The 23,418-nt window shown below is 56.4% G+C and carries 15 protein-coding genes and 1 tRNA gene; 9 read left to right on the plus strand and 7 right to left on the minus strand.

The genetic code is table 11. The annotated features are described in order from the left end of the window. Positions 1-14: 14 nt before the first annotated feature. The 5 genes from ACR0AD_RS14605 to ACR0AD_RS14625 all read left to right on the plus strand — a co-directional run bounded on the left by ACR0AD_RS14605 (position 15) and on the right by ACR0AD_RS14625 (position 5,772). Positions 15-91 (plus strand) — tRNA-Met (locus tag ACR0AD_RS14605). Between the two features lie 295 nt (positions 92-386). Continuing rightward, entirely contained in the window at positions 387-1,382 is a 996-nt protein-coding gene (locus ACR0AD_RS14610) for an HlyD family secretion protein (protein ID WP_480483857.1), read from the plus strand. Continuing rightward, the gene (rbbA, locus tag ACR0AD_RS14615; RefSeq protein ID WP_480488188.1) at positions 1,379-4,075 is read left to right on the plus strand and encodes a ribosome-associated ATPase/putative transporter RbbA; all 2,697 of its coding nucleotides are present in this window, start codon (positions 1,379-1,381) and stop codon (positions 4,073-4,075) included. The genes ACR0AD_RS14610 and rbbA overlap by 4 nt, the downstream gene beginning before the upstream one ends. Beyond that, positions 4,076-5,200: an ABC transporter permease gene (locus tag ACR0AD_RS14620; RefSeq protein WP_480483859.1), complete on the plus strand. Its 1,125-nt coding sequence runs from the start codon at positions 4,076-4,078 to the stop codon at positions 5,198-5,200. A gap of 143 nt (positions 5,201-5,343) precedes the next feature. Continuing rightward, positions 5,344-5,772: a phasin family protein gene (locus tag ACR0AD_RS14625; RefSeq protein ID WP_480488186.1), complete on the plus strand. Its 429-nt coding sequence runs from the start codon at positions 5,344-5,346 to the stop codon at positions 5,770-5,772. A 261-nt stretch (positions 5,773-6,033) separates the two neighbouring features. On the opposite strand, the gene ACR0AD_RS14630 is transcribed toward ACR0AD_RS14625, so the two are convergent. Then, positions 6,034-6,912: a LysR family transcriptional regulator gene (locus ACR0AD_RS14630; protein ID WP_480483861.1), complete on the minus strand. Its 879-nt coding sequence runs from the start codon at positions 6,910-6,912 to the stop codon at positions 6,034-6,036. A 96-nt stretch (positions 6,913-7,008) separates the two neighbouring features. Between ACR0AD_RS14630 and ACR0AD_RS14635 the strand changes: the two genes are divergently transcribed. Next, a complete protein-coding gene (locus ACR0AD_RS14635; protein WP_480488185.1) occupies positions 7,009-8,316 on the plus strand; it encodes an aminotransferase class I/II-fold pyridoxal phosphate-dependent enzyme in 1,308 nt (435 codons plus the stop codon). A gap of 41 nt (positions 8,317-8,357) precedes the next feature. Here the strand turns inward: ACR0AD_RS14635 and ACR0AD_RS14640 are convergent, their stop codons facing one another. From ACR0AD_RS14640 to ACR0AD_RS14660, 5 genes are read right to left on the minus strand one after another with little or no spacing between them, the layout of a single operon-like run. Next, on the minus strand, positions 8,358-9,377 hold the full coding sequence (locus tag ACR0AD_RS14640) for an Ldh family oxidoreductase (RefSeq protein ID WP_480488184.1): 1,020 nt from the start codon (positions 9,375-9,377) through the stop codon (positions 8,358-8,360). Between the two features lie 11 nt (positions 9,378-9,388). Further along, positions 9,389-10,018, minus strand: coding sequence for a DUF3726 domain-containing protein (locus ACR0AD_RS14645; RefSeq protein WP_480488183.1), 630 nt, complete (start codon positions 10,016-10,018; stop codon positions 9,389-9,391). Further along, positions 10,015-11,703 carry a hypothetical protein gene (locus ACR0AD_RS14650; RefSeq protein ID WP_480488182.1) on the minus strand — a complete coding sequence of 563 codons (1,689 nt, stop codon included), beginning with the start codon at positions 11,701-11,703 and terminating at the stop codon, positions 10,015-10,017. Before ACR0AD_RS14650 ends, ACR0AD_RS14645 begins: the two co-directional genes overlap by 4 nt. 4 nt (positions 11,704-11,707) lie before the next feature. Beyond that, on the minus strand, positions 11,708-12,682 hold the full coding sequence (locus ACR0AD_RS14655) for a membrane dipeptidase (protein WP_480483866.1): 975 nt from the start codon (positions 12,680-12,682) through the stop codon (positions 11,708-11,710). Then, positions 12,682-14,124: an aldehyde dehydrogenase family protein gene (locus ACR0AD_RS14660; protein ID WP_480488181.1), complete on the minus strand. Its 1,443-nt coding sequence runs from the start codon at positions 14,122-14,124 to the stop codon at positions 12,682-12,684. Before ACR0AD_RS14660 ends, ACR0AD_RS14655 begins: the two co-directional genes overlap by 1 nt. A 103-nt stretch (positions 14,125-14,227) precedes the next feature. Between ACR0AD_RS14660 and ACR0AD_RS14665 the strand changes: the two genes are divergently transcribed. The 3 genes from ACR0AD_RS14665 (at position 14,228) to ACR0AD_RS14675 (ending at position 19,689) form a co-directional block, all read left to right on the plus strand. Beyond that, entirely contained in the window at positions 14,228-15,133 is a 906-nt protein-coding gene (locus tag ACR0AD_RS14665) for a LysR family transcriptional regulator (RefSeq protein WP_480488180.1), read from the plus strand. A gap of 96 nt (positions 15,134-15,229) precedes the next feature. After that, a complete protein-coding gene (locus ACR0AD_RS14670) occupies positions 15,230-18,505 on the plus strand; it encodes an ATP-binding protein (protein ID WP_480488179.1) in 3,276 nt (1,091 codons plus the stop codon). A gap of 20 nt (positions 18,506-18,525) precedes the next feature. After that, positions 18,526-19,689 carry a hypothetical protein gene (locus ACR0AD_RS14675; RefSeq protein ID WP_480488178.1) on the plus strand — a complete coding sequence of 388 codons (1,164 nt, stop codon included), beginning with the start codon at positions 18,526-18,528 and terminating at the stop codon, positions 19,687-19,689. Here ACR0AD_RS14675 and ACR0AD_RS14680 read toward each other — a convergent pair. Next, positions 19,686-23,285, minus strand: a complete 3,600-nt coding sequence (locus ACR0AD_RS14680) for a flavoprotein (RefSeq protein ID WP_480488177.1) — start codon at positions 23,283-23,285, stop codon at positions 19,686-19,688. The genes ACR0AD_RS14675 and ACR0AD_RS14680 overlap by 4 nt on opposite strands. Positions 23,286-23,418 lie beyond the last annotated feature (133 nt).

Consider the following 23,418-nt stretch of genomic DNA (forward strand, 5'->3'; position numbering starts at 1 on the left):
AAATCTGACTCTGACGCGGGATGGAGCAGCCCGGTAGCTCGTCAGGCTCATAACCTGAAGGTCGCAGGTTCAAATCCTGCTCCCGCAACCAATACTTCAAGTCAGATATCAAACACTTAGCGCCCCAAGGGGCGCTTTCTGCGTTCAGGGCCACTGCACAACTCAAAGCACTCTGGAAGCAACAGGGGACGCAATTCACCCTGTGATGAATGCGCAACAGAGGCTGAACGAGCACCTGGGGCGGCACGAAAACAGGACACGTCCATTCCGACAGACAGGATATGTTGTTCCCCCAAGCATGCTTTGGAAACGCTTGATCCATCGCAAAGTCCCCAATCCTGCCAGGCACTAGACTGACCGTCGCATTCAACGATCTGGCAAAAGCTATGAAGAAGAGTTCGCCCATCTTTTTTGCTCTGGTAGTCATCGTGGTTGCTGGCGCGGTTGTTTACTCCGTCATCTCCCAAGACGGCGATCAATTGCCGAGTGGCTTCGTACAGGGTAATGGAAGGATTGAGGCAGAGCAGGTTGAAATTGCGCCAACGATCGCCGGGCGTGTTGCCAAAGTTCTGGCACCTGAAGGCGGCATGGTCGCCGCCGGTGATGTACTTGCCAGGATGGATATAGACGAATTGTCCGCAGCGCTGGACCGGGCAAAAGCCGAGGTCGCCTTGGCGCGCCAGACAAAAGCAGAAGCTGAAGCCTTGGTTCTGCAACGCCAAAGTGAGCAACGTCGGGCGGCGCAGGAACTTGAACGTGCTACAGCGCTACTGACCGGGAACAATATCTCTAAGACAGTTTTTGAGGAACGTGAAACCATCCACCAAGTTGCGTCTGCTGTGTTGGGTGCCGCCAAAGCCCGAGTTGCAACCGCAGAAAGCCGGATTGCCGCTGCAGAAGCCGAGGTGCGCAGGATTGAGGCGCAAATCGAAGACAGTTCCTTGCTGGCACCAATGCCGGGTCGCGTTCTTTATCGATTGGCCGAGCCGGGCGAGGTCGTCGGAGCGGGTGAACCGATCCTGACCCTTCTCAGTCTCGAGAACGTGTATATGGAAGTTTTCCTTCCTGCGCGGGAAGCCGGGCTGTTGCCGATTGGAGCCGAAGCTCGCATCGTGCTTGATGCTTTACCCGAATACGCCACACCTGCATATGTCAGCTTTGTTTCTCCCGAGGCGCAATTCACGCCCAAACAAGTCGAGACTCTGGATGAACGCGAGCAACTGGTCTTTCGTGTCCGCGTTCGTATCCCCCAGGACCTGGTTGAAAGCCGGATTGAACACGTAAAAACTGGCCTGCGCGGCATTGCCGTGATACGGATCGATCCCACCAGCGCATGGCCCGAGGCGCTTGAACAGCCCATCCCGCAAGAGCTGTTCGAATGAATGCCACAGTCGCCTCGTCAGAGTTTCGAATTGCCGGTGTTACACACAGGTATCGAAAACACATCGCGTTGAACTCTGTAACCTTGGACCTTCCAACCGGACAGCTTGTCGGCTTCATTGGCCCAGACGGGGTGGGCAAGTCCACATTGCTTGGGTTGATCACCGGTGCAAAAAAGCTTCAATCCGGATCAATCGACGTTCTGGGCGGAGCGATTGATGAGCCCACTCATCGTAGACGAATATGCCCTGCGATCGCATTCATGCCGCAAGGTTTGGGTCGGAATCTCTATTCAGAACTGTCGGTACGCGAAAATTTGGAGTTCTTCTCGGGCCTTTTCGGACAGGGACACGACGAGCGTGACGCCCGGATCACCGCATTGCTGACAGCGACCGCGCTTGCACCATTTGAGGATCGCCTGATGGGCAGGCTTTCTGGTGGAATGAAACAGAAGCTTGGCCTGTGCTGTGCGTTGATTCATGACCCCAAACTCCTGGTTCTGGATGAGCCAACAACCGGGGTTGATCCGTTGTCGCGTCGACAGTTTTGGGCATTGATCGACGCTATCCGAACGGAAAACCCCAAGCTCTCTGTCCTTGTGTCTACAGCCTATATGGAGGAGGCCGAAGGCTTTGACTGGATCGTCGCGATGGACGCAGGTCGCGTCATCTTTCAGGGTAAACCCGCCGAATTGAAGCGTGCCGATAAGGACTTCGAAACTGCGTACCGACGCTTGCGGGCAGACGAGGCATCTGGTTCAGCGCCGGGTCAATCAATCGTTCGACAGATCAAATCGGATCCCGTGATTACTGCACGCGGGCTGACACGGCGCTTTGGCGATTTCATCGCCGTGAACAACGTTGATTTCTCGATCAATCGCGGAGAGATTTTCGGGTTTCTGGGATCAAACGGATGCGGAAAATCCACGACGATGAAAATGCTGACCGGTTTGCTGCCTGCAAGCTCAGGCGAGGCATTGTTATTCGGCAAACCCGTTGACGCCAGGGATCGAAAGGTGCGCCGCGAGATTGGGTACATGAGTCAGGCGTTTTCATTGTACGGTGAATTGTCAGTGTATCAGAACCTTCAGTTGCACGCCCGGATTTTCGCAATCCCTGACCGCGACGCGCGCATTTCGGAACTGACGGAACGATTCGGACTCGGCACGCATCGTGATACCCTTGCGGCCGCCCTGCCCCTTGGGATCAAACAGCGCCTGTCGCTGGCGGTTGCGATCATCCATCGCCCGCGTGTGCTGATATTGGATGAGCCGACATCCGGAGTGGACCCAGAGGCGCGAGATACGTTTTGGGCCTTGCTCGTCGAGTTGTCCCGACAAGACGCGGTAACGATCTTTGTCTCCACCCATTTCATGGCAGAAGCAGAACGATGTGACCGTGTTTCGTTTATGCACGCAGGCCAGGTCTTGGCAGGAGGCACACCAGCCGAATTGATCGCCGCTGAAAGCGCCGACAGCCTTGAGGCTGCGTTCATCTCAATTCTGGAGGCGGCAGAAAGACCGGCGCCGGTTGAAGCACCGAGAGTTGATTTGGCCACCAATTCCAAACACGTCGGTGGCAGTGTCGGGCGCGCACTGGCCTATACGCGACGCGAGGCCGTCGAGGTGGCGCGCGATCCTGTGCGCCTTGCCTTTGCGTTTCTTGGGTCAGCCATTTTGATGTTGGTTTTCTGCTTTGGCATCACGCTTGACATTGATGAACTGGACTTTGCCGTTCTAGACCTTTCTCAGGGTCCTGAGAGCCGTGCCTATGCAACTGAGTTCGCGGGGTCGTCCTATTTCAAACCCACGCCGCCATTGGAAAGCGCTATGGAAGGCCACAACCGGCTCCAGGCAGGAGACGTTTCACTGGTCTTAGAGTTGCCACCGAACTTCGGTCGTAAGCTGCGCACAGGCGAGCCAACACAGGTCCTCGCGACAGTCGATGGTGCCATTCCGTTCAAAGGCGAGACCGTTGAAGGATATGTCGCGGGACTGCATCAGTCCTTTCTGGACGAACACGCCCGAAAGACGGGGCAACGGGACTTCGAGATTGCCCGGATAGAACCGCGATTTCGCTACAATCAGAGTTTTGAAAGCATTGCAGCAATGGCCCCGGCCATGCCGGCGATTTTGCTTATCATGTTGCCGGCCGTCTTGACGGCGGTCAGTGTCGCGCGTGAGCGTGAGCTGGGATCTGTGGTGAATTTCTACGTAACACCGACAACCCGGCTCGAATTCCTGATTGGTAAGCAAATTCCCTATATTGCAATTGCTTTTGCAAACTTTCTGTTGCTGGCAGCGATGACCATTTTCGTCTTCGGTGTGCCGCTCAAAGGCGATCCCATTCCGCTAGCGGTTGGTGCGTTTTTGTATATCTGGGCAACGACGTCCTATGGATTGCTGATTGCCACAATGACATCCAGCCAGGTGGCAGCGACATTTGCGACAGCCATCGCCTCGGTTGTGCCGACCATCCAGTTCTCGGGCCTGTTGCAGCCCGTCTCCACTTTGGAAGGGGGGGCTCAGTTCATCGGCTCGCTTTGGCCATCTTCCTATTTTCTGCACCTGAACGTCGGCGCGTTCACCAAGGGCTTAGGGTGGGAATCACTTGCCCCGGACATTCTTGCGCTTGCCTGTTTCGGTCCAGTGCTGACACTCGCCGCCGCCCTTTGCCTGCGCGCGCAGGAGAAGTGAATGCAGCGCCTTTTTTGCATATTCTGGCTGGGATTGAAGGAAATGATGAGCCTGCGCCGCGATTGGGTGATGATGGCCTTGCTGGTCTGGTCATTCACGCTGGCTCCGATCATGGAAGCAACAGGCGTTGCAAGCTCGGTGAATAACGCCTCAATCGCATTTGCAGATGAGGATAACTCTCCACTATCGCGCACCCTTGCCACTGCGTTTTTCCCACCGGAGTTTCAACCGGTCGTGCAAATTGAACCGGGGACCGGTCCAGCGCACATGGATGCCGGGCGGTTTATCTTCATCGTTGCCATTCCTCCAGGTTTTGAAAAAGACCTGCGCGCCAGAAGCACACCAGAGATACAGGTTCTGATAGACGCCACGGCTATGGAGCAGGCAGGTATCGGCGCCAATTACATCACCAGTATATTGAGCGCTGAAATCCATCGCTTTGCAGTTGGTGTTGACCTCGTAGATCCTCCCGCAATCAATGTCATTCTGAGAAGTGCCTTCAACCCAAACAGAGATACGGTGCGTTTTGCGGGCATCGTTGCGCTGATCGGTCAGATCATGTGGCTCACGACCATCCTGACCGGCGCTGCCATGATCCGGGAGAGAGAGCATGGAACAATTGAGCATCTGCTCGCCATGCCTCTAACTCCGCTCGACATTGCGATGGCAAAAATCTGGGCCAATGCGGCCGTTGTTCTGATCGCTGCGGGGTTATCGCTGACTTTTGTCATGCAGGGTTCGTTGGACATTCGCATTGCCGGATCAAAGACACTGTTCCTATTTGGAACCGCACTTTTTCTGTTTACAGCTACGGCGCTTGGGGTATTTCTGGCGACGATCGCGCGCTCAATGGCGCAATTTGCGCTTCTGGTCATGCTGATTGTCCTGCCAATGCTGATGCTGTCCGGAGGGGAAACACCAGTCGAAGGGCAACCAGGCTGGTTGCAAGCCGGAACGCTGTTTCTGCCATCGCGCCACTATATGTCAGCCAGCCAAGCAATTGTTTTCAAAGGTGCTGGAATCGAAACGGTCTGGCCGGAATTCGTTTGGATGGCTGTGTTGGGTCTGGCCCTGTTGATGACAAGTCTGGTTATGTTCAGACGGTCAGTCGCCCAGATGAGTTGATATCAACCGACCGTGTATGTTGTGGACGGGCGTATTGTGAAACGACGGCGCGAATTACCCAGTGAATTTGATCTCGGTTAATGAGAGTGCACCTCTGGGTGTGGTAAAATTAATCACCGTCTTCTTTTCCAGGGAGAGTTCAAATGCCCACAAAATCAGCCGAAATCGAGACACAGGAAGCCCTTACCGACGTGTTGAAATCCATGCAGGGCATGATGTCCATGAACTCCGCGGTGACGCCGCAGATTGAGCAGTTTTGGAAAGCGCAGGACCACCTGCTGAGCGAGGCGGAGGAATACTCCCGCCTCTGGTTCAAGCGCCGCCATGAGGCTGCACGCACCGCGCTGCAAACTGCCCGGGAAGCTACGTTTGGCGACAACCCAGATCCAAGCAAAACGATGCAAGCCGTCGCCGAATGGCAACGCCATTCCATGGAACGAATGGTGGATGACGCACGTGAATGGTTCGAAATGATGTCGCGCTGTGCAAAATACGTAAGCGAAACAGAAGCAGACATCATCGGCGAAAACATGGAAGCTGCCTCCAAGGTCGCAGGCAAAGCCAAAAGCTGAGACCGACTAAACCCGTTTGACGCAGCCCGTCTTCTACGGGCGCGGAGCACTGTGACCCTCCACGTGTCGCTGGCCAAACCGAGTGGCCACGATTGCGGAAGCGCTCTGACAGTTTTTCGTGTGTACCCAAACATGATTGAACATGCAAAGTTGGGACCAAGCGTTCGAGTTTGACGAAGATAAGTGCCCGGTGTTTTGGGCAATCTTTCGCCCCCCTTTCAGTTCCCATCTATCCAGCGCTGAGGTCTGGGACAATTTGGGTCAACGGGACAAACATGCGATAATCTGGTCCGTTTCCGGTCTCCTGCGGGTTCGTTGTGGCATTTGGATAACCAGAGATCGGTCGGTGCGGAACAATTTGGTGTGCGCAGCTGTCAGCTCGCCTGTGGCCAAGGCGTCTTCGATCAGGCACAGGTGTCCCATCAGTATTCCTGCGCCCGCCTTCGCTTCCTCTACGGCCAGACTGTAGAGGGAGAATTGAGCACCGCCCTTGGCACTATGCAGGTCATAGCCAGAGTGTTGGGCCCATTTGGTCCAATCTTCGTTCCACACCAGATCGTGCAGCAACGGTACGCCCAGAAAACCGTTTGCGCGGCAAACTTGGTCCTTAAGCGCCGGGGCGCAAACCGGCACGATCTCGTCCGGGCAAACGACCACCTGATTGGCCGTGTCGTCCGGTGGAGCGAAGAAGATTGACAGGTCGAACAGTTCGCGCCCCAGGCTCGGCGGCGCTTCCAGCGCAGTGACTGAAAAACTGATGTCAGGAAATTGAGATCGGATCTGGCGCAGCCTTTTGGGAAGCCAGAGCTGAGCAATGGCCGGTAAAGCAGCGATATGAAAATCTGCATTGGGTTTAAGGTTGCGCAGCGCACGGGCCGCGTCGGCCAATTGGTCAAAAGCCCTGGTAAATTCAGCGACAAGCGACTGCCCCTCGGGCGTGAGTTCTACGCCTTGCGCGTTGCGCCGGAAAAGTGCTGCACCGGCCCAGCCTTCCAGCGTTTTGACGTGTTGCGAGATTGCACCCGGTGTGACGTTCAACTCTTCAGCCGCGGCGACAAAGCTGATGTGGCGCGCCGCTGCCTCAAAAGCGCGCATTGCGTTCAGTGGGGGCCCTTTGGGACGCTTTGGGGAAACGCTCATCACCTTAGCCTTAGTTTTTCTACGCCAAGAAATAACAAATCTGCTTTGCGAAGTCACGCAGCAGCAGTCACAGTGCACGAAACAGGAGGATGTCAGATGACACTTGCACATAGAGACTGGGTGCCCACCGCAAGCGAAACATTGGTTCAGAATATCGCGACAAAGACAGCATCGGCATCGTCTGACGACCTATTGGACCGGATCGTGCATCTGGCAGAGGAAAACCGCCGTATTCACGAGGAAGAGTGTTTCAACCTCAACCCCGCGACCAATGTCATGAACCCCAAGGCCGAGGCGCTTTTGTCGTCGGGCATCGGGTCGCGGCCTTCGCTGGGCTATCCCGGTGACAAATATGAAATGGGGCTGGAAGCAATCGAAGAAATCGAAGTCATCGCGGCCGAGCTTTGTGCAGAGGTCTTTGATGCCCGATTTGCAGAGGTTCGTGTGCCGTCGGGCGCAATTGCAAATCTTTATGGCTTCATGGCGACCTGTAAGCCGGGTGATACAATCATTGCGCCACCCGCAATGATCGGCGGCCATGTGACCCATCATACTGCGGGCTGTGCAGGGCTGTTCGGGCTGCGCACGATCGAGGCACCGGTTAACACAAATGGCTACACAGTCGATCTGGACCAACTGCGCGACCTGGCGCGGGCTGAGCGCCCCAAGCTGATCACGATCGGCGGAAGTCTGAACCTTTTTGAACACCCTGTTGCCGAGGTGCGGGCCATTGCGGACGAAGTTGACGCGAAAGTCATGTTCGACGCCGCGCATCAGTGCGGGATAATCGCGGGGCGTGCATGGTCGAACCCGTTGAATGAGGGCGCGCATTTCATGACCATGAGCACCTATAAAAGCCTTGGTGGACCAGCAGGTGGATTGATCGTGTCGAATGATGTCGACATTGCCAAATCATTGGATGCAATTGCTTTTCCCGGGATGACAGCCAATTTCGATGCCGCCAAAACGGCCGCGCTTGCGGTTACCATGCTGGATTGGAAAGACTTTGGTCAGGCGTACGCGAACGAGATGATCGCACTGTCAAAAGCACTGGCCGCAGCGTTGGATGCGCAGGGTGTTCGCGTCTTTGAGGGTGCGGAAGGCTTCACCAATTCGCATCAGTTCGCGGTTCTGGCAGAGCCCTATGGCGGAGGGCAGGCGGTATCGAAGAAGCTTCGCGAAAGCGGGTTTCTTGCATGCGGCATCGGATTGCCTGTCAAGCCGGTTGAAGGGGACTTGAACGGGTTGCGGATCGGCACTCCTGAATTGGTTCGCTGGGGCATGACCTCTCGAGATGCTGATCGCCTCGCCGATTTGATCAGACGAGGTCTGGACGACGCGCCTGTCGCTTCGGAAGTCTCTGCCTGGCGCAGTGAATTCGACACGCTGCATTTCGTGAACTAGGCGCAAGCGGCCACCATATCCGCCCGGTCTGGTGGCTGCTCTTAACTGTTTTTCTGAATTATCGCGTCAATCCTGGCCAATGTAGCAGTGTTGACGGCGACACCTTTTTGACCTGCGGCAAGGCGACATGCACGGCGCCCATCTCCGGGCAGGTGCGCGCCGTCCTGATCTCTGATCGACGCGACCAGATCCGATATTGCGGTTGAAAACAGTCCATTTGACGAAACCGCAGGGTCAATAGCGATGAAGAACTGCCCGGTTTTCGGTGGACCCCCGACTGTCCCCGAGAACGGAGAGGCATGCAGCCCAAGAGTAGATCCTGTCAAAGCGGCCGCCATGATTTCAGTCAGCAAAGCGATACCCACACCTTTGTACCCGCCGGATGGGGCCATGCTTCCTTTCAGACCGACATTCGGGTCTGTTGTCGGGTTTCCGTCCGGGTCCAGCGCCCAGCCGACCGGGATGGCCTTGCCTTCTCTGGCGTGTTTCATCACTTCGCTTTTGGCGATGGTGCTGGCGCTCTGATCAATCAGCAAGGCGGGTTGCCCGTCTGGACCCGGTACCGCAACAGAGAACGGGTTGGTGCCGACAACGGGCTTCGATCCACCCGAAGGTGCAATGGATGCAGGTGCATTGGTGAATCCAAGACCAACCAGACCCGCCTGCGCCAGTCGATACGTGTGATAACCCAACACACCGCAATTGTAGCTGTTGGTGATCGCAAGGGCCGCGATGCCCTGTTCGCGTGCCGCCGGGATCAATGCATCAAAGCCTAGATCAATGGCTGCATGTGCGAACCCGGTCGCAGCGTCTACGCGGATAAGGCCGGGGCGCGGGGTTTCCAGCGCCGGTACTGCCTGACCGTCGACTTTACCGCATTGTACATGTTCACAGTAGATCGGGATATAAGCCAGACCATGACTGGCCACCCCATCCGCTTCGGTTGCCGCAGTGGCCACGGCCAGAGGGCGCGCGTTTTCTTCACTTGTGCCAGCGGCAACCAACGCGGTGAAGGACAGCTTTTCGATTTCGGCAAGCGACAGGGTTTGGGTCTCGGTCATCTGATGATCCTTCAGTCATTGTCCGACAGGCCGGAACCAGCGCCAAGCAGTCGGGATTCTTCAGTTGCAGGGGCATATGTACGGTGTGCCATGGAGTTGAGGATCTGCCACGCCTCTGCATTTGGGGCGGCACGGCTTAGCAGGGGGCGACCGTTTTGAATGTGGTCGCCCTCGGTTATCTCAACATGATCAGCGCGGTCCAAATTGCTGTCTGCACAGCTTAGATGAACACCATCAGTTGTCGCAGAATACCCGTCGAAGGCCACTTCTACTGTCGTTCCCAGCTTTTTGGCCCCCGCAGCGACAAAGGGCAGCAACAGCAGCGGTGCTGCGAGATTTGAAATCGCAATGGTGCCTTGGGACAGGACGGTCGGGGAATCCGATATCACAGCTCCGGTCATCAGGGGGCACAGGTCTTGTTCGCCAACCCATACTCCGTTCTGAAGCACAGGAATGTGGCGTTCCAGACAGGGCGCATATTCACGTTTGAGCAGTTGGGCCAGAATAGCGGGCCCGTCGAACCCTTGGGCGCTTAGCCAACGGGTGGCCTTTGCAGCCTCTTCCGCCACGCCCCAGGCATATCCGGCCCCGCGGGTTGCACGTTTGGCGGTTGCTTCGACTTCGTTCAATGAAAAAGTCATTGTGCAACCTCCGGATAAACCCACAAATCTGAGTTTGCGGTATTTAGCTCATCGGGGTAGGGGGCGCCGGCATACATGCAGATGCGGACCCAGCGATCTGAACGAGGGTCGAAATGCGTCGCGCCAAAGAAGGACAGCTTTGCGCGCAACATATCGATGGGCATCACTTTCGCGCCGATTGTGTTGTCATGGATCTCACCATATGGCGCGATACGGCTGATTTGGGCGCGGCGCACGGTGTGGCGATGCTCGGGGTGGCGCAAAAGAAACTCTGCTATCGGCGCATCATCCGGCCACTCTTGCAGAGCCTTGAAAGCCAGCGCCGCATCACGCGCGGGCGCGAGCGGTTGTTCATAGTCCGCAATTGGTTCTTCAAACCGTTCACCCAGTCTGGGTTCAAGTTTCTCTTCGGAAACGTACCAGGCGCGCGCGCAGTTTTTCGGATCACTCCAATCAAGATCCAGCGCCCAGTCAAAACTGTTCCGGATCAAGGTACGCACCCCTGACACCGGCATTGTTCCATCAATAACCTGTGCAGCCGTGTTTGTGTCCGCCATGCAGCTGGACAGCCCATCCACGACATCTCCGTAAGGCTCAAGGATCAGTGAGGCCAGCAACTCCTGGCCTTCTTCGCTAAGCGCGGTTTCCGACCATCGGATCATGCGATCCCACGGATGGTCTTGTGTCAGGTCGTCTGTAGCCAGAAATACGTCGATCGAATTCAGGTCGTCCTTCAGTGCCGCCAGTTTTTCCACCTGTATCGGATGTTCGGATTGCCACCACGCGATTGACTGTTTGCTGCGCGCGAATACGTCGCGAAAGACGCACGCGTCTTTTTCGGTCGCTGTCTTAATTGACCGCACGCGCGAGATGGCCTCTTCCCGCGCCATGATCCAGTTGTTGAACAGAACGGGATGGTTCACGATGAACGGCGCCATTCCCAGTCCCGTGGAATTTCCGATGCCCAGCCAGCGTGCGATTTCAGGATCAAGCTCGGCGGTTTGATCCCCACCTTTGACCTGCGCCATATATTGCACCAGATCGCGTACAAAGATCCGGGTCAGGTACACCGACAGCATTTCGATCTGGAAGGGACCGCTGACCTCATCCCGGTCCGCCGTTTTCTCACGATCCGCAGCGCCGAATTTGCCCGACCCGTAAACAGCCGTGGTCCTCATCAGATAGCCGACCTGATAAATCTGTTCCAGGTCCGGTTGTTGGCCCGCAGCCAGACGATCCACCACATGAGCCCAGAGTCGCACAGAACGATTGGCGCGTGACAGTGACAATTCGGTTTCGCTGACACGCCCTGCCTCTTGCAGCGGTACGTTCCGCGACAGCCGATCAATGTCTTCTGGCGTCGGGATACCATCGAACAGCGCAAAGGTGGCGTCCCAGGCTTCGGCAATAACCCGGTCTGATCGTTGATCGGCAGGCAGGTCATGGGCAAATGCAACCAGCGAATAGGCGCGATCGGGGCCTTGCGCGGTATAGACCGCATGGCCGACGCCTTTGTCGTCAATTTCGAATGCAGGTCGCGAAAAGCTCCAGTTTTCATCGGCCATGCGGCGTGTCAGTTGCCGCATAAAGCTGAGCCGGCATTGATGCAATGATCCCAGCCGTGACAGCCGCATGACCGTGGCGGGGTCACGTCTGGCGATCTCTGTCTGCGCGTGTGGTTCCATTTGGCTACCTTTGTGGGACGAAGTTCTCGGCAAAGAACCGATACCAGTTCCTGCCCATGATCCCGGCCACTTCGTCATCGTTCAGGCCGGTCGCGCGTAACCCTTGTTCGATGTTTCCAAAGTCTCGGTTGTCCTGAAACCAGCCCGGCATTGGTGGAAACCCCGGAGCAGAGGCCGAGCCTTCGCCATAGTCGATTTCTTTTGTCCACCGCCCCACACGCATCCATTCAACGATACTGTCAGGCTGATCCTGGCACAGGTCAGTGCCGATCCCCAGATGACTGGCCCCGTATTTGTCCGCAGTGCGGGCGATCATCTCGCAAAAGCTTTCCAGCGTGCAGTCAGACTTGTCCTTCAGGTGGTGAGGGTAGACCGAAAAACCCAGCATCCCACCGTTTTCAGTCACGGCGCGGATGACATCATCTCGCTTGTTGCGCAGGGCCGGGGACCAATCGTGCGGATTGGCATGCGTGATTGCGATGGGCCTGTCTGAGAGTTCAGCCGCCTCGATTGTGGACCGGTCAGCCGAATGGCTCATGTCCACCACAAGGCCCACGCGGTTCATCTCTTTGATCACCTGCTTGCCCATTCGGGTGATGCCGGTGTCTTCGGCCTCATAACAACCGGTCGCCAGCAGGGATTGGTTGTTATAGGTCAGTTGCATGAACCGCGCGCCCAAATCGTGCAGGATTTCAACCAGCCCGATGTCGTCTTCGATGGGCGATGGGTTCTGAAACCCGAAAAACACGGCGGTCCGGCCTGTTTCACGGGCCGTGTCGATATCGCCGGCCCACCGCCCTTTCATGATCAGATCCGGATATTGCTCGAACCAACGGTTCCATTTCTCGAAATTCAGAACCGTTTCTCGGAAATTCTCATGATAGGAGATGGTGACGTGGATCGCGTCCACGCGCCCTTCGCGCAATTGGCGAAATATCTTCTCCGACCAATTGGCATATTGCAGGCCGTCGATCCGCATCAGACGGGGCCTGCGCTGATATAGGCGGTTTTGACAGTCGTATAGAATTCAGCCGCTGCCTTACCCTGTTCGCGTGGACCATATGAGCTGTCGCCCCGGCCACCGAAAGGCACGTGGTAATCGGTGCCAGCGGTGGGCAGGTTAACCGTCACCACGCCGGTGCGTGCGTTGCGGCGGAAATGGGTGGCGCGGGCCAGCGACTTGGTCACGATGCCCGAGGTCAGGCCGAAATTGGTGTCGTTGACCACGCTCAGCGCTTCATCATAGCTGCCGACCTTGATGACGGATGTAAGCGGTGCGAACATTTCTTCGCGGTTGATGCGCATGTCGTTGGTGGTGTTCAGGAACACGCCCGGCGACATGTAGAACCCGTCATGAGGCATCTCCAGGCGCTGACCGCCACAGGCCAGCTCAGCCCCTTCGGATTTGCCCAGGTCGACATAGGCGAGGTTTTCTTTCAACTGCTGCTGGCTGACGACGGGGCCCATCTGCACGCCTGCTTCCAGTGCGTGACCCACCTTCATTGCCTGCGCACCGGCAACCAGTTTCTCGACAAAGGCATCGTGGATGCCCGCGTGAACCACCAGACGCGACGAGGCGGTGCATTTTTGACCGGTGCCGCCAAAGGCCCCGCCCAGTGCCAGCGTCACTGCCAGATCCAGATCGGCGTCGTCCATCACCGCCAGCGCGTTTTTGGATCCCATTTCCATCTGAACCTTGGTCAGGTTCTGGATTGCTGCGGCGGCGATGCCTTTGCCCACGGGCACCGACCCGGTGAAGGAAATCGCATTGACCTTGGGGCTTTCCACCAGACGTTGCCCGACCGAACGGCCCGAGCCCATCACAAGGCTGAACAGACCTTTCGGAATATCCTGCCGTTCGATGATTTCAGTCAGGGCCACAGCCGAGGCGGGTGTGATGTTGGCGGGTTTCCACACCACCGCGTTGCCATAGCACAGCGCCGGGGCAATCTTCCACGAGGCGGTTGCAGTGGGGAAGTTCCACGGACTGATGATCGCAACTACGCCAACAGCTTCGCGGCGCACATCCACTTCGATATCGGGGCGCACGGAATCGGCGTTTTCACCGATCTGGCGCAGACACTCGGCGGCGTAATACGTGAAGAACTGACCGGCGCGGTAAACCTCGCCCTTGCCTTCGGCCAGCGGCTTGCCTTCTTCGCGGCTGAGCAGAGTGCCGAGTTCCTCGGCGCGGGCCATCAACTCGTTGCCGATGGCGTTCAGGACGGCCTGTTTTCGCTCCAGCCCGTAGGCGGCCCATTCGGCCTGCGCGACGCGCGCCTGATCCAGAGTCGCCTCAAGCTGATCGGCGCTGGCTTGTGTGAACATGCCAACCAGATCGCTTAGATCCGAAGGATTGCGGTTTTCAATTTCGCTTTCGCCCGCCAGCCATTCGCCGGCAATCAGGTTCAGTTTGGTCACGTCAGGCCCCAAATTCGCAAATTTCGATTTGGGCCAGGATGGAACTTTCGGCTAACATCAGTCAAACTCAAATAACTTTAGGAAGCTTCAGAAAGTTTGAAGTATGGCGATGAAAGTCGAGATGCTGCGGTGTTTTTGTACCGTGGCCCAAACCGGAAACCTTGCCGAGGCTGCCAGCCGTCTGGGTCGGACACAATCCGCCGTCTCAATGATGCTGAAGCAGTTTGAAGATCACTTGGGCAAGAAACTGTTTGAAGGTGAACGGAAAAATCACCTGTCGCCGCTGGGTCAGCAGGTTCTGGACCTTGCTCTCAAACAGGTGCGCGATTTTGATCAGACTGTTCAGAACATAGAAATGGCGGCGCAGGCGGAACATGGGTTGATCCGTATCGTATCCGTGCCGTCGGTGGGGGCCTTGGTCTTTCCCGCCTTGCTGGGACATATGACATCACGCTTTCCGGGGTTGAAGATCGAGTTGCGAGACGGGGATTCGCAACATGTTCTGGACGCCGTTGCCGGGGACAAGGCGGATATCGGCATTGCATCTGGCCATCATCCCCTGAATGGGGTCAGTGCCGAGCCGCTTTTTCAGGATCGTTTTGGACTGGTTGCAGCATCCGATCATCCGCTTATGACACGGGCCAAACCGCCCGAAATCTGTGACCTGATGGCGGCGCCCTTCGTGCGAAACGCCTTGTGCGACTTTATCGAGTCCGCGCCTTTCCGAGAGATCCTGGACAGGGCCGAGGTTACCATTCACAACACGCATTCCCTGATCACGACTGTCAGGGCAGGCCAGTGGATCACGGTCCTGCCGCAGACCGTCGCACAGTTCATCCCGGATGCGGTCGCCTTTCGTCCGATTTCAGATTTGCCAGACAAGCGAGAGGTATATATTTACCGTCGGGAAAGAGCCCGCTTCCGCGAGATCACCCAGGCCTGCTGTTCGTATATCCTGTCGAGCGGTTTTGGAAACGCTGGCTTGGTGCAGGAGCCAGTTTTGGATTAACCCTGCTCAAAAGCATAAATTAAATAGGTTCTAGCAGACTCGAAGCGGCGCACATGCTAGGTTCCTGAATGAAGTGGGGGACTTCAGAGGGGCAACATGTCTCAGGACTTGAGGGGCTGGCTGAGCGCAATTGGATTAAACGAGTACGCGCAGGCCTTCGCAGACAACAAAATCGATTTCTCCATCCTGCCTGATTTGACGGCCGAGGATTTGATCGAAATCGGGGTGTCGGCCGTCGGTGATCGGCGGCGGCTACTGCGCGCCATTGAACAGATTGATGCCAGCCAAACATCAGCAGAGCCTGAACCTGCCGCGCAGCTCGAGCCCGCGCGCCGACAGGTTACAGTGATGTTTGCCGATCTGACCGCATTCACGAAACTATCCAGCGAATTGGATGCAGAAGATCTGCATGCGCTGCTGAATCAATTCTTCAGCAAAGTGGACAATGTCGTCGAAAAGTATGGTGGTCGTATAGACAAGCATATCGGTGATGCGGTCATGGCCGTTTTCGGAGCGCCGATTTCACATACCAATGACACCGAAAGGGCGGCGCGTGCTGCTGCCGAGATACATGCAGTTCTACCGACCTTGTCGCCGCCGCTTTCCTGCCACATCGGTATTGCGTCAGGTCAGGTCATTGCCAGTACGACCGGAAGTCAGTCGCATACGGAATACACCGTTACAGGGGATGGGGTGAATCTGGCGTCCCGCCTGACGGATATTTCCGCTGGGGGTGAGACACTGGTTTCACATGACATTCAGCGCTCATTGGGGCCGCTTTTCGTGGGCGAATCCATTGGTGTGAAGGCCATCAAAGGGCTGAATGATCCCGTCGAAGTTTGGCGTCTGGATCGATTGGCCCGGAACATTCGCACACGGCGTCACAAATTTATCGGGCGCGAGCGGGAGCTGTCGGTGTTCTCGGCCACATTCGACCGATGCAAACGCCACGGCAAGGGTGAAGTCCATGTGATTCTGGGTGAGCCCGGGATCGGGAAAACCCATTTGTCCGAGCAGGTTGCTGAACTGGCATCCGGCGAGTCCTACACGATCCACAACGGCGTCGTGATGGATTTCGGCGCGCGCGAAGGGCATTCGGCCATTCAGATGGTCGCCCGCAGCATTCTGGGTCTTGGCCCGTCAGACGGCGCGGAAACGGGTGCCGCAGCGGCCAGGGAGACAATCGCCAGGGGCTGGGTCAGCCCTCCGAACGCCGCGCACCTCAATGCGCTGCTTGAACTGGAGCAGGATTCGGGACTGGCCGAGGTGTTTGCGGTGATGGACAACAAGACCCGCCTGCGCGGACGGCGGCAGGTCATTGAAGAGTTGCTGTCGGCCTGCAGCCAGGAAGCCCCCTTGCTGATCCAGATCGAGGACATCCACTGGGCTTCGCCCGAGACCCTGATGACCTGCTCTCATATTGCAGCGGCAACGCGGGATATCCCTTGCGTGTTGATGATGACCAGCCGGGCCGAAGGCGACCCGATTGACCGGGATTGGCAAATGGCAACCGATGGCGCGCTGGTATCCAAGATGGAACTGGCGCCGATGGGGGAAGAACAGGCCAGACTGTTGGTCGAAGAATTCACGGCCATCGACCCCGAGTTGCTGGACACCTGTGTCAAACGCGCCGGGGGCAATCCGCTGTTTCTTGAACGGTTGTTGCGCAATACGGATGTGCTTACACAGCAAAGCGTGCCTGGCAGTATTCAGGGGATCGTTCAGTCCCGACTGGATGCACTGGATCGAACCAGCCGCTCCGCCATTCAGGCAGCATCGGTACTGGGGCAACGGTTCTCTGCAGAAGTGCTGAACTTTATTTTGGGTGAAGGGCATCTGGATACGACCAGCCTGATCCGATCCGCGCTGGTCCGAGAGGCGGGGCCTGACCTCATGTTTGCCCACGCGCTGATCAGGGATGGATCCTATGCAACGTTGGTCAAATCCGAGCGTGCGCGCCTGCATAGGCAGGCCGCCAAGTGGTTCGAGGATCGCGATGCGACCTTGTGCGCACAACATTTGGATCGGGCCGGGGCGAATAACGCTGCACAGGCGTATCTGGAAGCGGCGGACAAACTGATCCAGGCCTTCAGGTTCGACGATGCCAGCCCATTGATCGAACGTGCCCTGGAACTGCCGTCCCCTGCAGGTGTCCGGTTCGATCTGCTTTGCGCACGGGCTGAAACGCACAGGCTTCAGGGTCTGTCCGGCGACGCACTGCGTGAATTTCGGGAAGCTGCCCGTGTTGCCGAAACTGATGAGCAAATCAGCCGTGCGCATATCGGGCTGGCGCAGGCTGCGCGGCAAGCCAGCCTGTATCAGGACGCGCTGGAGGCGCTCGATCTGGCTGAATCCGCCGCCGAGCGTTGCGGGTCAGAGCGGGATGTCGCTCAGATCAACTACGTGCGCGGAAATGTCTATTTCCCTCTGGGCCGGGACAAGGAAGCGCAGAGCGCCAATGAACGCGCCCTGACGCTTGCCCGCAAACTTGGCTCTGCCCGCCTCGAGGTTGGGGCGCTAAGCGGATTTGGTGATGCAAACTTCATGAAAGCCACCATGAAGACAGCGACAGGCTTTTATACGCAAGCTGTTGAACGAGCGCGCGAAAAAGGGCTGGTCCGCGATCTGGCCGCCAATCTGCACAATCTCAGCGTCGCGCGCAGTTACACCGGGGACGTAGCACAGGGCAAGGCGGACGCCATTGAGGCCATCGAAGTCTCGCAAACGTATTTTGCCTTTGTTCCGGAATGCGTTGCACAGACCTGCCTTGGCGTGGCCGAGACCTTTTTGGGCAACCTTGATCAGGCACTGGAAGCGTTCAGTGTTTCAGCTGAAATTGCGGAACGCGTCGGTGCAAAACGCCTTGAGGCGCAGGCCCTTGAACATCTGGCGCGAACGCAGGTTTATGCCGGAAAGTTGGACCACGGTCGGGAAACAGGTCGTCGCGCGGTTGAAATCGCGCTTGAACATGGGCGGAACTTTGTAGGGCCCAAGGCCTTGTCGGCCCTGGCAATGGCCGAGGCCAACCCTGATGAGCAAACGCGCTTGTTGAACCTGGGGTCTGAGATCATTTCCGAGGGATGTGTGGGTCACAGTCACCTTCACTTTTACTCGGACGCCTGCGCCGTCATGCTGGCGCGCGGCGATTGGGACGCAGCAATTGAATATGCGGATGGGCTTGCAGCCTTCACGACTACCGAGCCTTTGCCAATGGTCGATTTATCCATTTGTCAAACACGACTTTTGGCTGAAAGCGGACAGCAGAACACTCCGCCAATACAACACGGGGGGTATGCCGATCTGACAACGCAGTTTGCCGCTATGGGTATCACGCAATCCCTTCTGGGTTCAGTGGGGTTTCTGGCTGATTAGGTGACACGGCAGGAGGCTGAATGAGCGTTGAAAGAAAGGTGTGGCTGATTTCTGGCTTGTTGACCCTTGGGCTTGGGGGTCTCTTGCTCAAACTTTGGATCGAACTGAATCATTTTGAGGGTGATCCCACTCAACTTCCGGATCAGGCATCAGTGGACGCATATCTGGAAGAACTGGATGCCGTGCCGGATTACCGCGTTAAAACGGGGATCTTCTTAAAATCATTCAGCTTTCTTGGTGCCAGCGACGTGCAGGTCACCGGTTACGTCTGGCAGCGCTACATCACAGGTGTTCATGATGAGATCCGTCCGGCCGAGGGTGAGATCGGTTTTCTTCTGCCGGAAGCGGTCGATACAGCAAACGGCCTGATCGAAGAGGCCTATCGGCTGCCGCAACAAGATGGGTTGCTGATCGGGTGGTATTTTGAACAAACCCTTCGGCAGAGTTTTGACTACACCCGCTACCCCTTTGATCACAAAACGGTCTGGGTGCGCTTCTGGCCCGCATCTTTTGACATCAATGTTGCGCTGGTTCCTGACTTTGAGGCTTATTCCGCGACCGGTCCGGATGATATTTTCGGCATCGACAGTCAGATCGTGATGGGTACGTGGGAACGTGAGAACACCTATTTCGACTATAAGTTGTCAAGCCTGGATACGACGTTGGGCATCGCTCAGAACGCCTATCAAACCAACATGCCCGAGCTGCATTATAACTTTGTCATCAAACGCAATTTCGCAAACGCGTTCATCGTGCACATGGTCCCGCTGCTTGTCGTGACAATGCTGCTGTTTGGGGCGCTGATGACCGTCACGCGCCGCGAGGGGCTGGCCGATCGGCATGACTTCAGCACGTCCAGTGTAATCGGAACCTGCTCGGTTCTGTTTTTCGTGATCCTGTTGGCCCATGTGCAGCTGCGTGAAGGGTTCGCAGGTTCTCCTGTGATCTATATGGAGTCGTTCTTTTTCCTGATGTACTTCATGCTGCTGGCAGTTTCGGTCAATACATACCTGTTTGCGTCCGACGTTGAGACGTCGTTGCGGATCATCCACTATCGGGACAACCTTATTCCCAAGGCCGGGTTCTGGCCGTTCGTCCTGCTTTGTATGGTGGTGATCACGGCCTATAATCTCAGTTCCAAGGAAAGCCCGAAACCGCCACCAGTCAGCACAGTGGAAAACTAGATAGCCGGCTCGAATCCGGGCTTGGGTTCACCCTGCGCCATATCCAGCGTGTAGTCGCTGATGACGTCTGATTTGCCGTCACGCCAGTTTTGCATGTACTTTTCAGGATCGGCGATCACATAGGCGTAGGCGGGTTTCATCACGCCATCCAAGATCACGTTGATCTTTTTGCGGATATAGACGTTCTTGGACGAGCCCGGACCATGATAACCTTCCAGCTTGTCCAGCTCGTGCAGGCCCGATTCCGTCACCCGGTAAACCTCTCCGCTTACTTGTTTGCCCATGCCCTGCTGATCGACAAGGGTCGCCATTCGGTGCAGGAAGCCACAGTTCGGATTGTCGCAGTACGGTTCATTTGGAACGATCAGGGGCATTGGTTGCCGCGTGCGGGCAGGCCCGACGAAGTCATTCAAGACCCGGCTGTGTGCCTCATGGTTCGGGAACCCCTGTTTCAGGGAGCCGTATGTGAAATACAGATAGGTGGGTTCCTGAACGGCAATAAAGGTTTCGTCACGGCCCTGTTCCGCGTTTTTTATCTTAAGGTTGTGGTCTCGCGCCCAAGCATCCAGCATGGTCCGTATCTCGGGGGCGATATCCATGCCCTGAACAAATTTAATGCACGAGGTTGCATCCATGCCTTTGGCGCGCAACAGGATGTCGACCATCCTTGGGGCTTTGTTCATCACAGCCACATGCAATGCCGTGAAACCGTGATCGTTGACGATATTGACGTCGATATCGCGGTCGATCAAATCCTGTGCCGCTTCATAATCTGGCTTGCCCAGATCGTGACCGCCTTCGTTCAATTCGCCTTCGCCGCCAGCCGCATAATGCAGCAATGAATCGCCGTGGGCTTCGTCCACGATATTGACTCCCACGACACCTTCATCGATGGCGCGGAACACACGTTTCCATTCATTGATATCATCGGCGGCGGCAGCCTCTCGGGCCCATTTGCACACGCGGTATTTCTGGTCGTCCAGTTCTTCGAATGCGTCGCCCAGTGCTTCCATGATCTGGTCAGGCGTGGCCATCATACCAATCCCCATCCGGCCGTTGGACAGGCGGCCCTCCCGAGGGCCTATGAAATCGATGCCCAGCGTCTTCAGCCTTGCGACATTGTTCTGGGTGGTGATGTTGTTCCACATATTCGTGTTGCAGGCCGGGCACAGGATCACGGGCTTCTTCTGGTACTGCCACGCCACAAAGACAGAGGTCAGAAGGTTATCGGCGATCCCGTTTGCCACCTTTCCCATGGTGTTGCAGGTGATGGGAGCGACGATCACGCAATCGGCCCAGTCACAAAGCGCCAGATGCGACGCACGCACTGGCATGTCGAATTCCATGTAACGGAAATTCCATTCATCATCGTCGCGGTAATAGTCGTTATGGGTGATCTTGGCGTCGATCCGTTCAGCGCCGAAGTCCCGAAAGAACTTTTCAGCCGAAGTGGAAGGGATCAGTTTGACATTGTGTCCGGCGTCGACGATGCGCTCAACAAGTTCTGGTATCTTGTCTGCCGCCGATGACCCGCAGGCACAAAGCAGCACGTTGCGTTTGCCGCTGCTTACCTCGTTCATCACACCTTTGGGATAGCCGAACATGTTCTTATTCAGGCTGGGTGTCTCTTCAAGCTTGGAAACGGGAAGACCTGCTTCGATCATGCGGTCCTGAAGGTGACCTGCCTTGATCATGTCCACAATGTCTTCCAGCTTTTCGCCTTTGCTGATGCACTGGCCTTGGAAAAACAGGTAGGGAACTTTGGGTTTTTCACCTAAAGATATCAGCTGACGTCGCATCTTTATCGCGTTGGGGTCGCGACCGCCCACATCCACCTGCTTTACGCTGGTCGCACCGATGTTCGAAAGAACACTTCTGAGCATGTAGGACCACGGGTCTTCATCTTCATAAAACAGAACCATGGGGTTGTTCCGGATAATGCTGGCGACATCCCCGGGATCTTCGGGCGGCTCAACTGTTTCGATCACCAGCAAAGCCGGGTCCTCCAGATCGCGCAGGCCGCGGAAGATGTTGCCACGAGGGGCTTGCCAGACCTGTGACGTTGCGGGGCTCATGTCGACGATCGTCACAAGGTCGGTTGCTTCATCATATGCGATACACAGGCACCAGAATTCTTCGAGCAACGCGGTTTCCCGGTAAACGTTTACCGGCGGGCGGATGGCTTCGATCCCGGTTACCCGATTAAAGTCGATATTGATCATCAGGTGACGGTCCGTGTTGGCGTCCAGGCCCTGTAGTTGCATCTTGAACCAGTCTTCGGGGGTAAGGATCGATGTGTCCTCGCGCGTTCCGAAACTGCGAAGTGAACTGCTCAGGTGTATGTTTTCAGCCGCGTTCAGATATTTCTGGGCCATGTTGTGCATGTCCGCGGCCGTGGCCACCCGTGAGACAACATCCGTGAAAGAGGCTTCGGTGGCCCGCAGCAGCTCGTCTTCGTCCACCTTGTCATCGCCGTGAATGGCCAGGCTTTCCACCAACACACCTAAGGAGTTCATGTTCGGAGTGGCGCGGCGGAACAGGTTGCGCCGTTTCTTGGGGTCTTTTGCCAGATAGAGCGTGCTGTCGACATAGTTGCATCGTTGCTTGAATGTCTTCAGATGCGTCTTGACCGCGGCACGCGCCGAGAAGCGCAAAATGCCACGCGACCGCATCGAGGTTCCGTCACGGTCCGACATCGCCTTCCAAAGCCGGTCTGCGGTTGTAACCCAAAGCTTGCCGTATTTCTCAGGATGTACGTCCATCATGTGCACCAGCCCAGTGCTTGGGTTGCACTTGGCGATTACGGCAAAATGCCCGCCCGGCATATTCGCTTTGCCATGGGCGACGCCGACCTGAAAATTCGCCACCAGAATATCATTGTCACCACCCAGCCGGTTGGATTCGTCAATCGCATCCAGCAACAGCTGCACGTTTGTCGTGTCCTCGTCCATGAAATAGGCCTGAACCTGAACACTGTCCCGCAAGCCCTGCGAATGAATGTAGGTACAGGCGACGTCAAACAGCTCACCCAGTGAGATACCGTCATTGACGACGAAAGACGAAGGCAGCGCGCATTCACGGAAAATGTCGTTCACTTCGCAACTGAAGCCCAACGCGGACATGCTGAGGGCGGCAGCCGTCACGCTGCAACAATTGATCGGCTGCTGGAAGTTCTGCAATTGAACACTGACCAGATCGCCGAACATCGTGGCGAAGCAGGGTTGCCGGATTTCCTCTGGTATCTGACGCCAGTTCTCGCTGGACAGAAAAGCCACCCGCGATCCGTCCAGCGCGAGCGCTTCGAGGCTGACGGGAATGTCTGATATCTGAAGGTGCTCTTCATAGAAATAGTCACCGACATCCGCGCTGGCCAAAGGATTACCGTTCTGCCGCAGCTGAACCACACCGCGCAGAACAACATACATGCCGCTTGCTGGCAGAACCGTGTTGTCGGTCACCTCGATACATTCGAAATGACGGTTGATGACTGACGGGTCGGCAATCTTGGCCTCGCCCGGCAGAACCTTGTATATCAGGTTCCAGTCTGCGTCATTTGGGATATATGATCTGGATGTTTCAATTTGATCTATAAGCACAACTGTTCCCCCCGGAGTTGCGTTTCAAATGTCTAATTGCGGCCAGCAGGGGCTTTCGGGTTTTCGATGCGCAGATACCCGTCATTCAGAATTAAGGACGCGTCTGTTTTTGCCTTTCACTGGCCAGGGCCGG

Source organism: Ruegeria sp. BH8 (assembly GCF_056538065.1).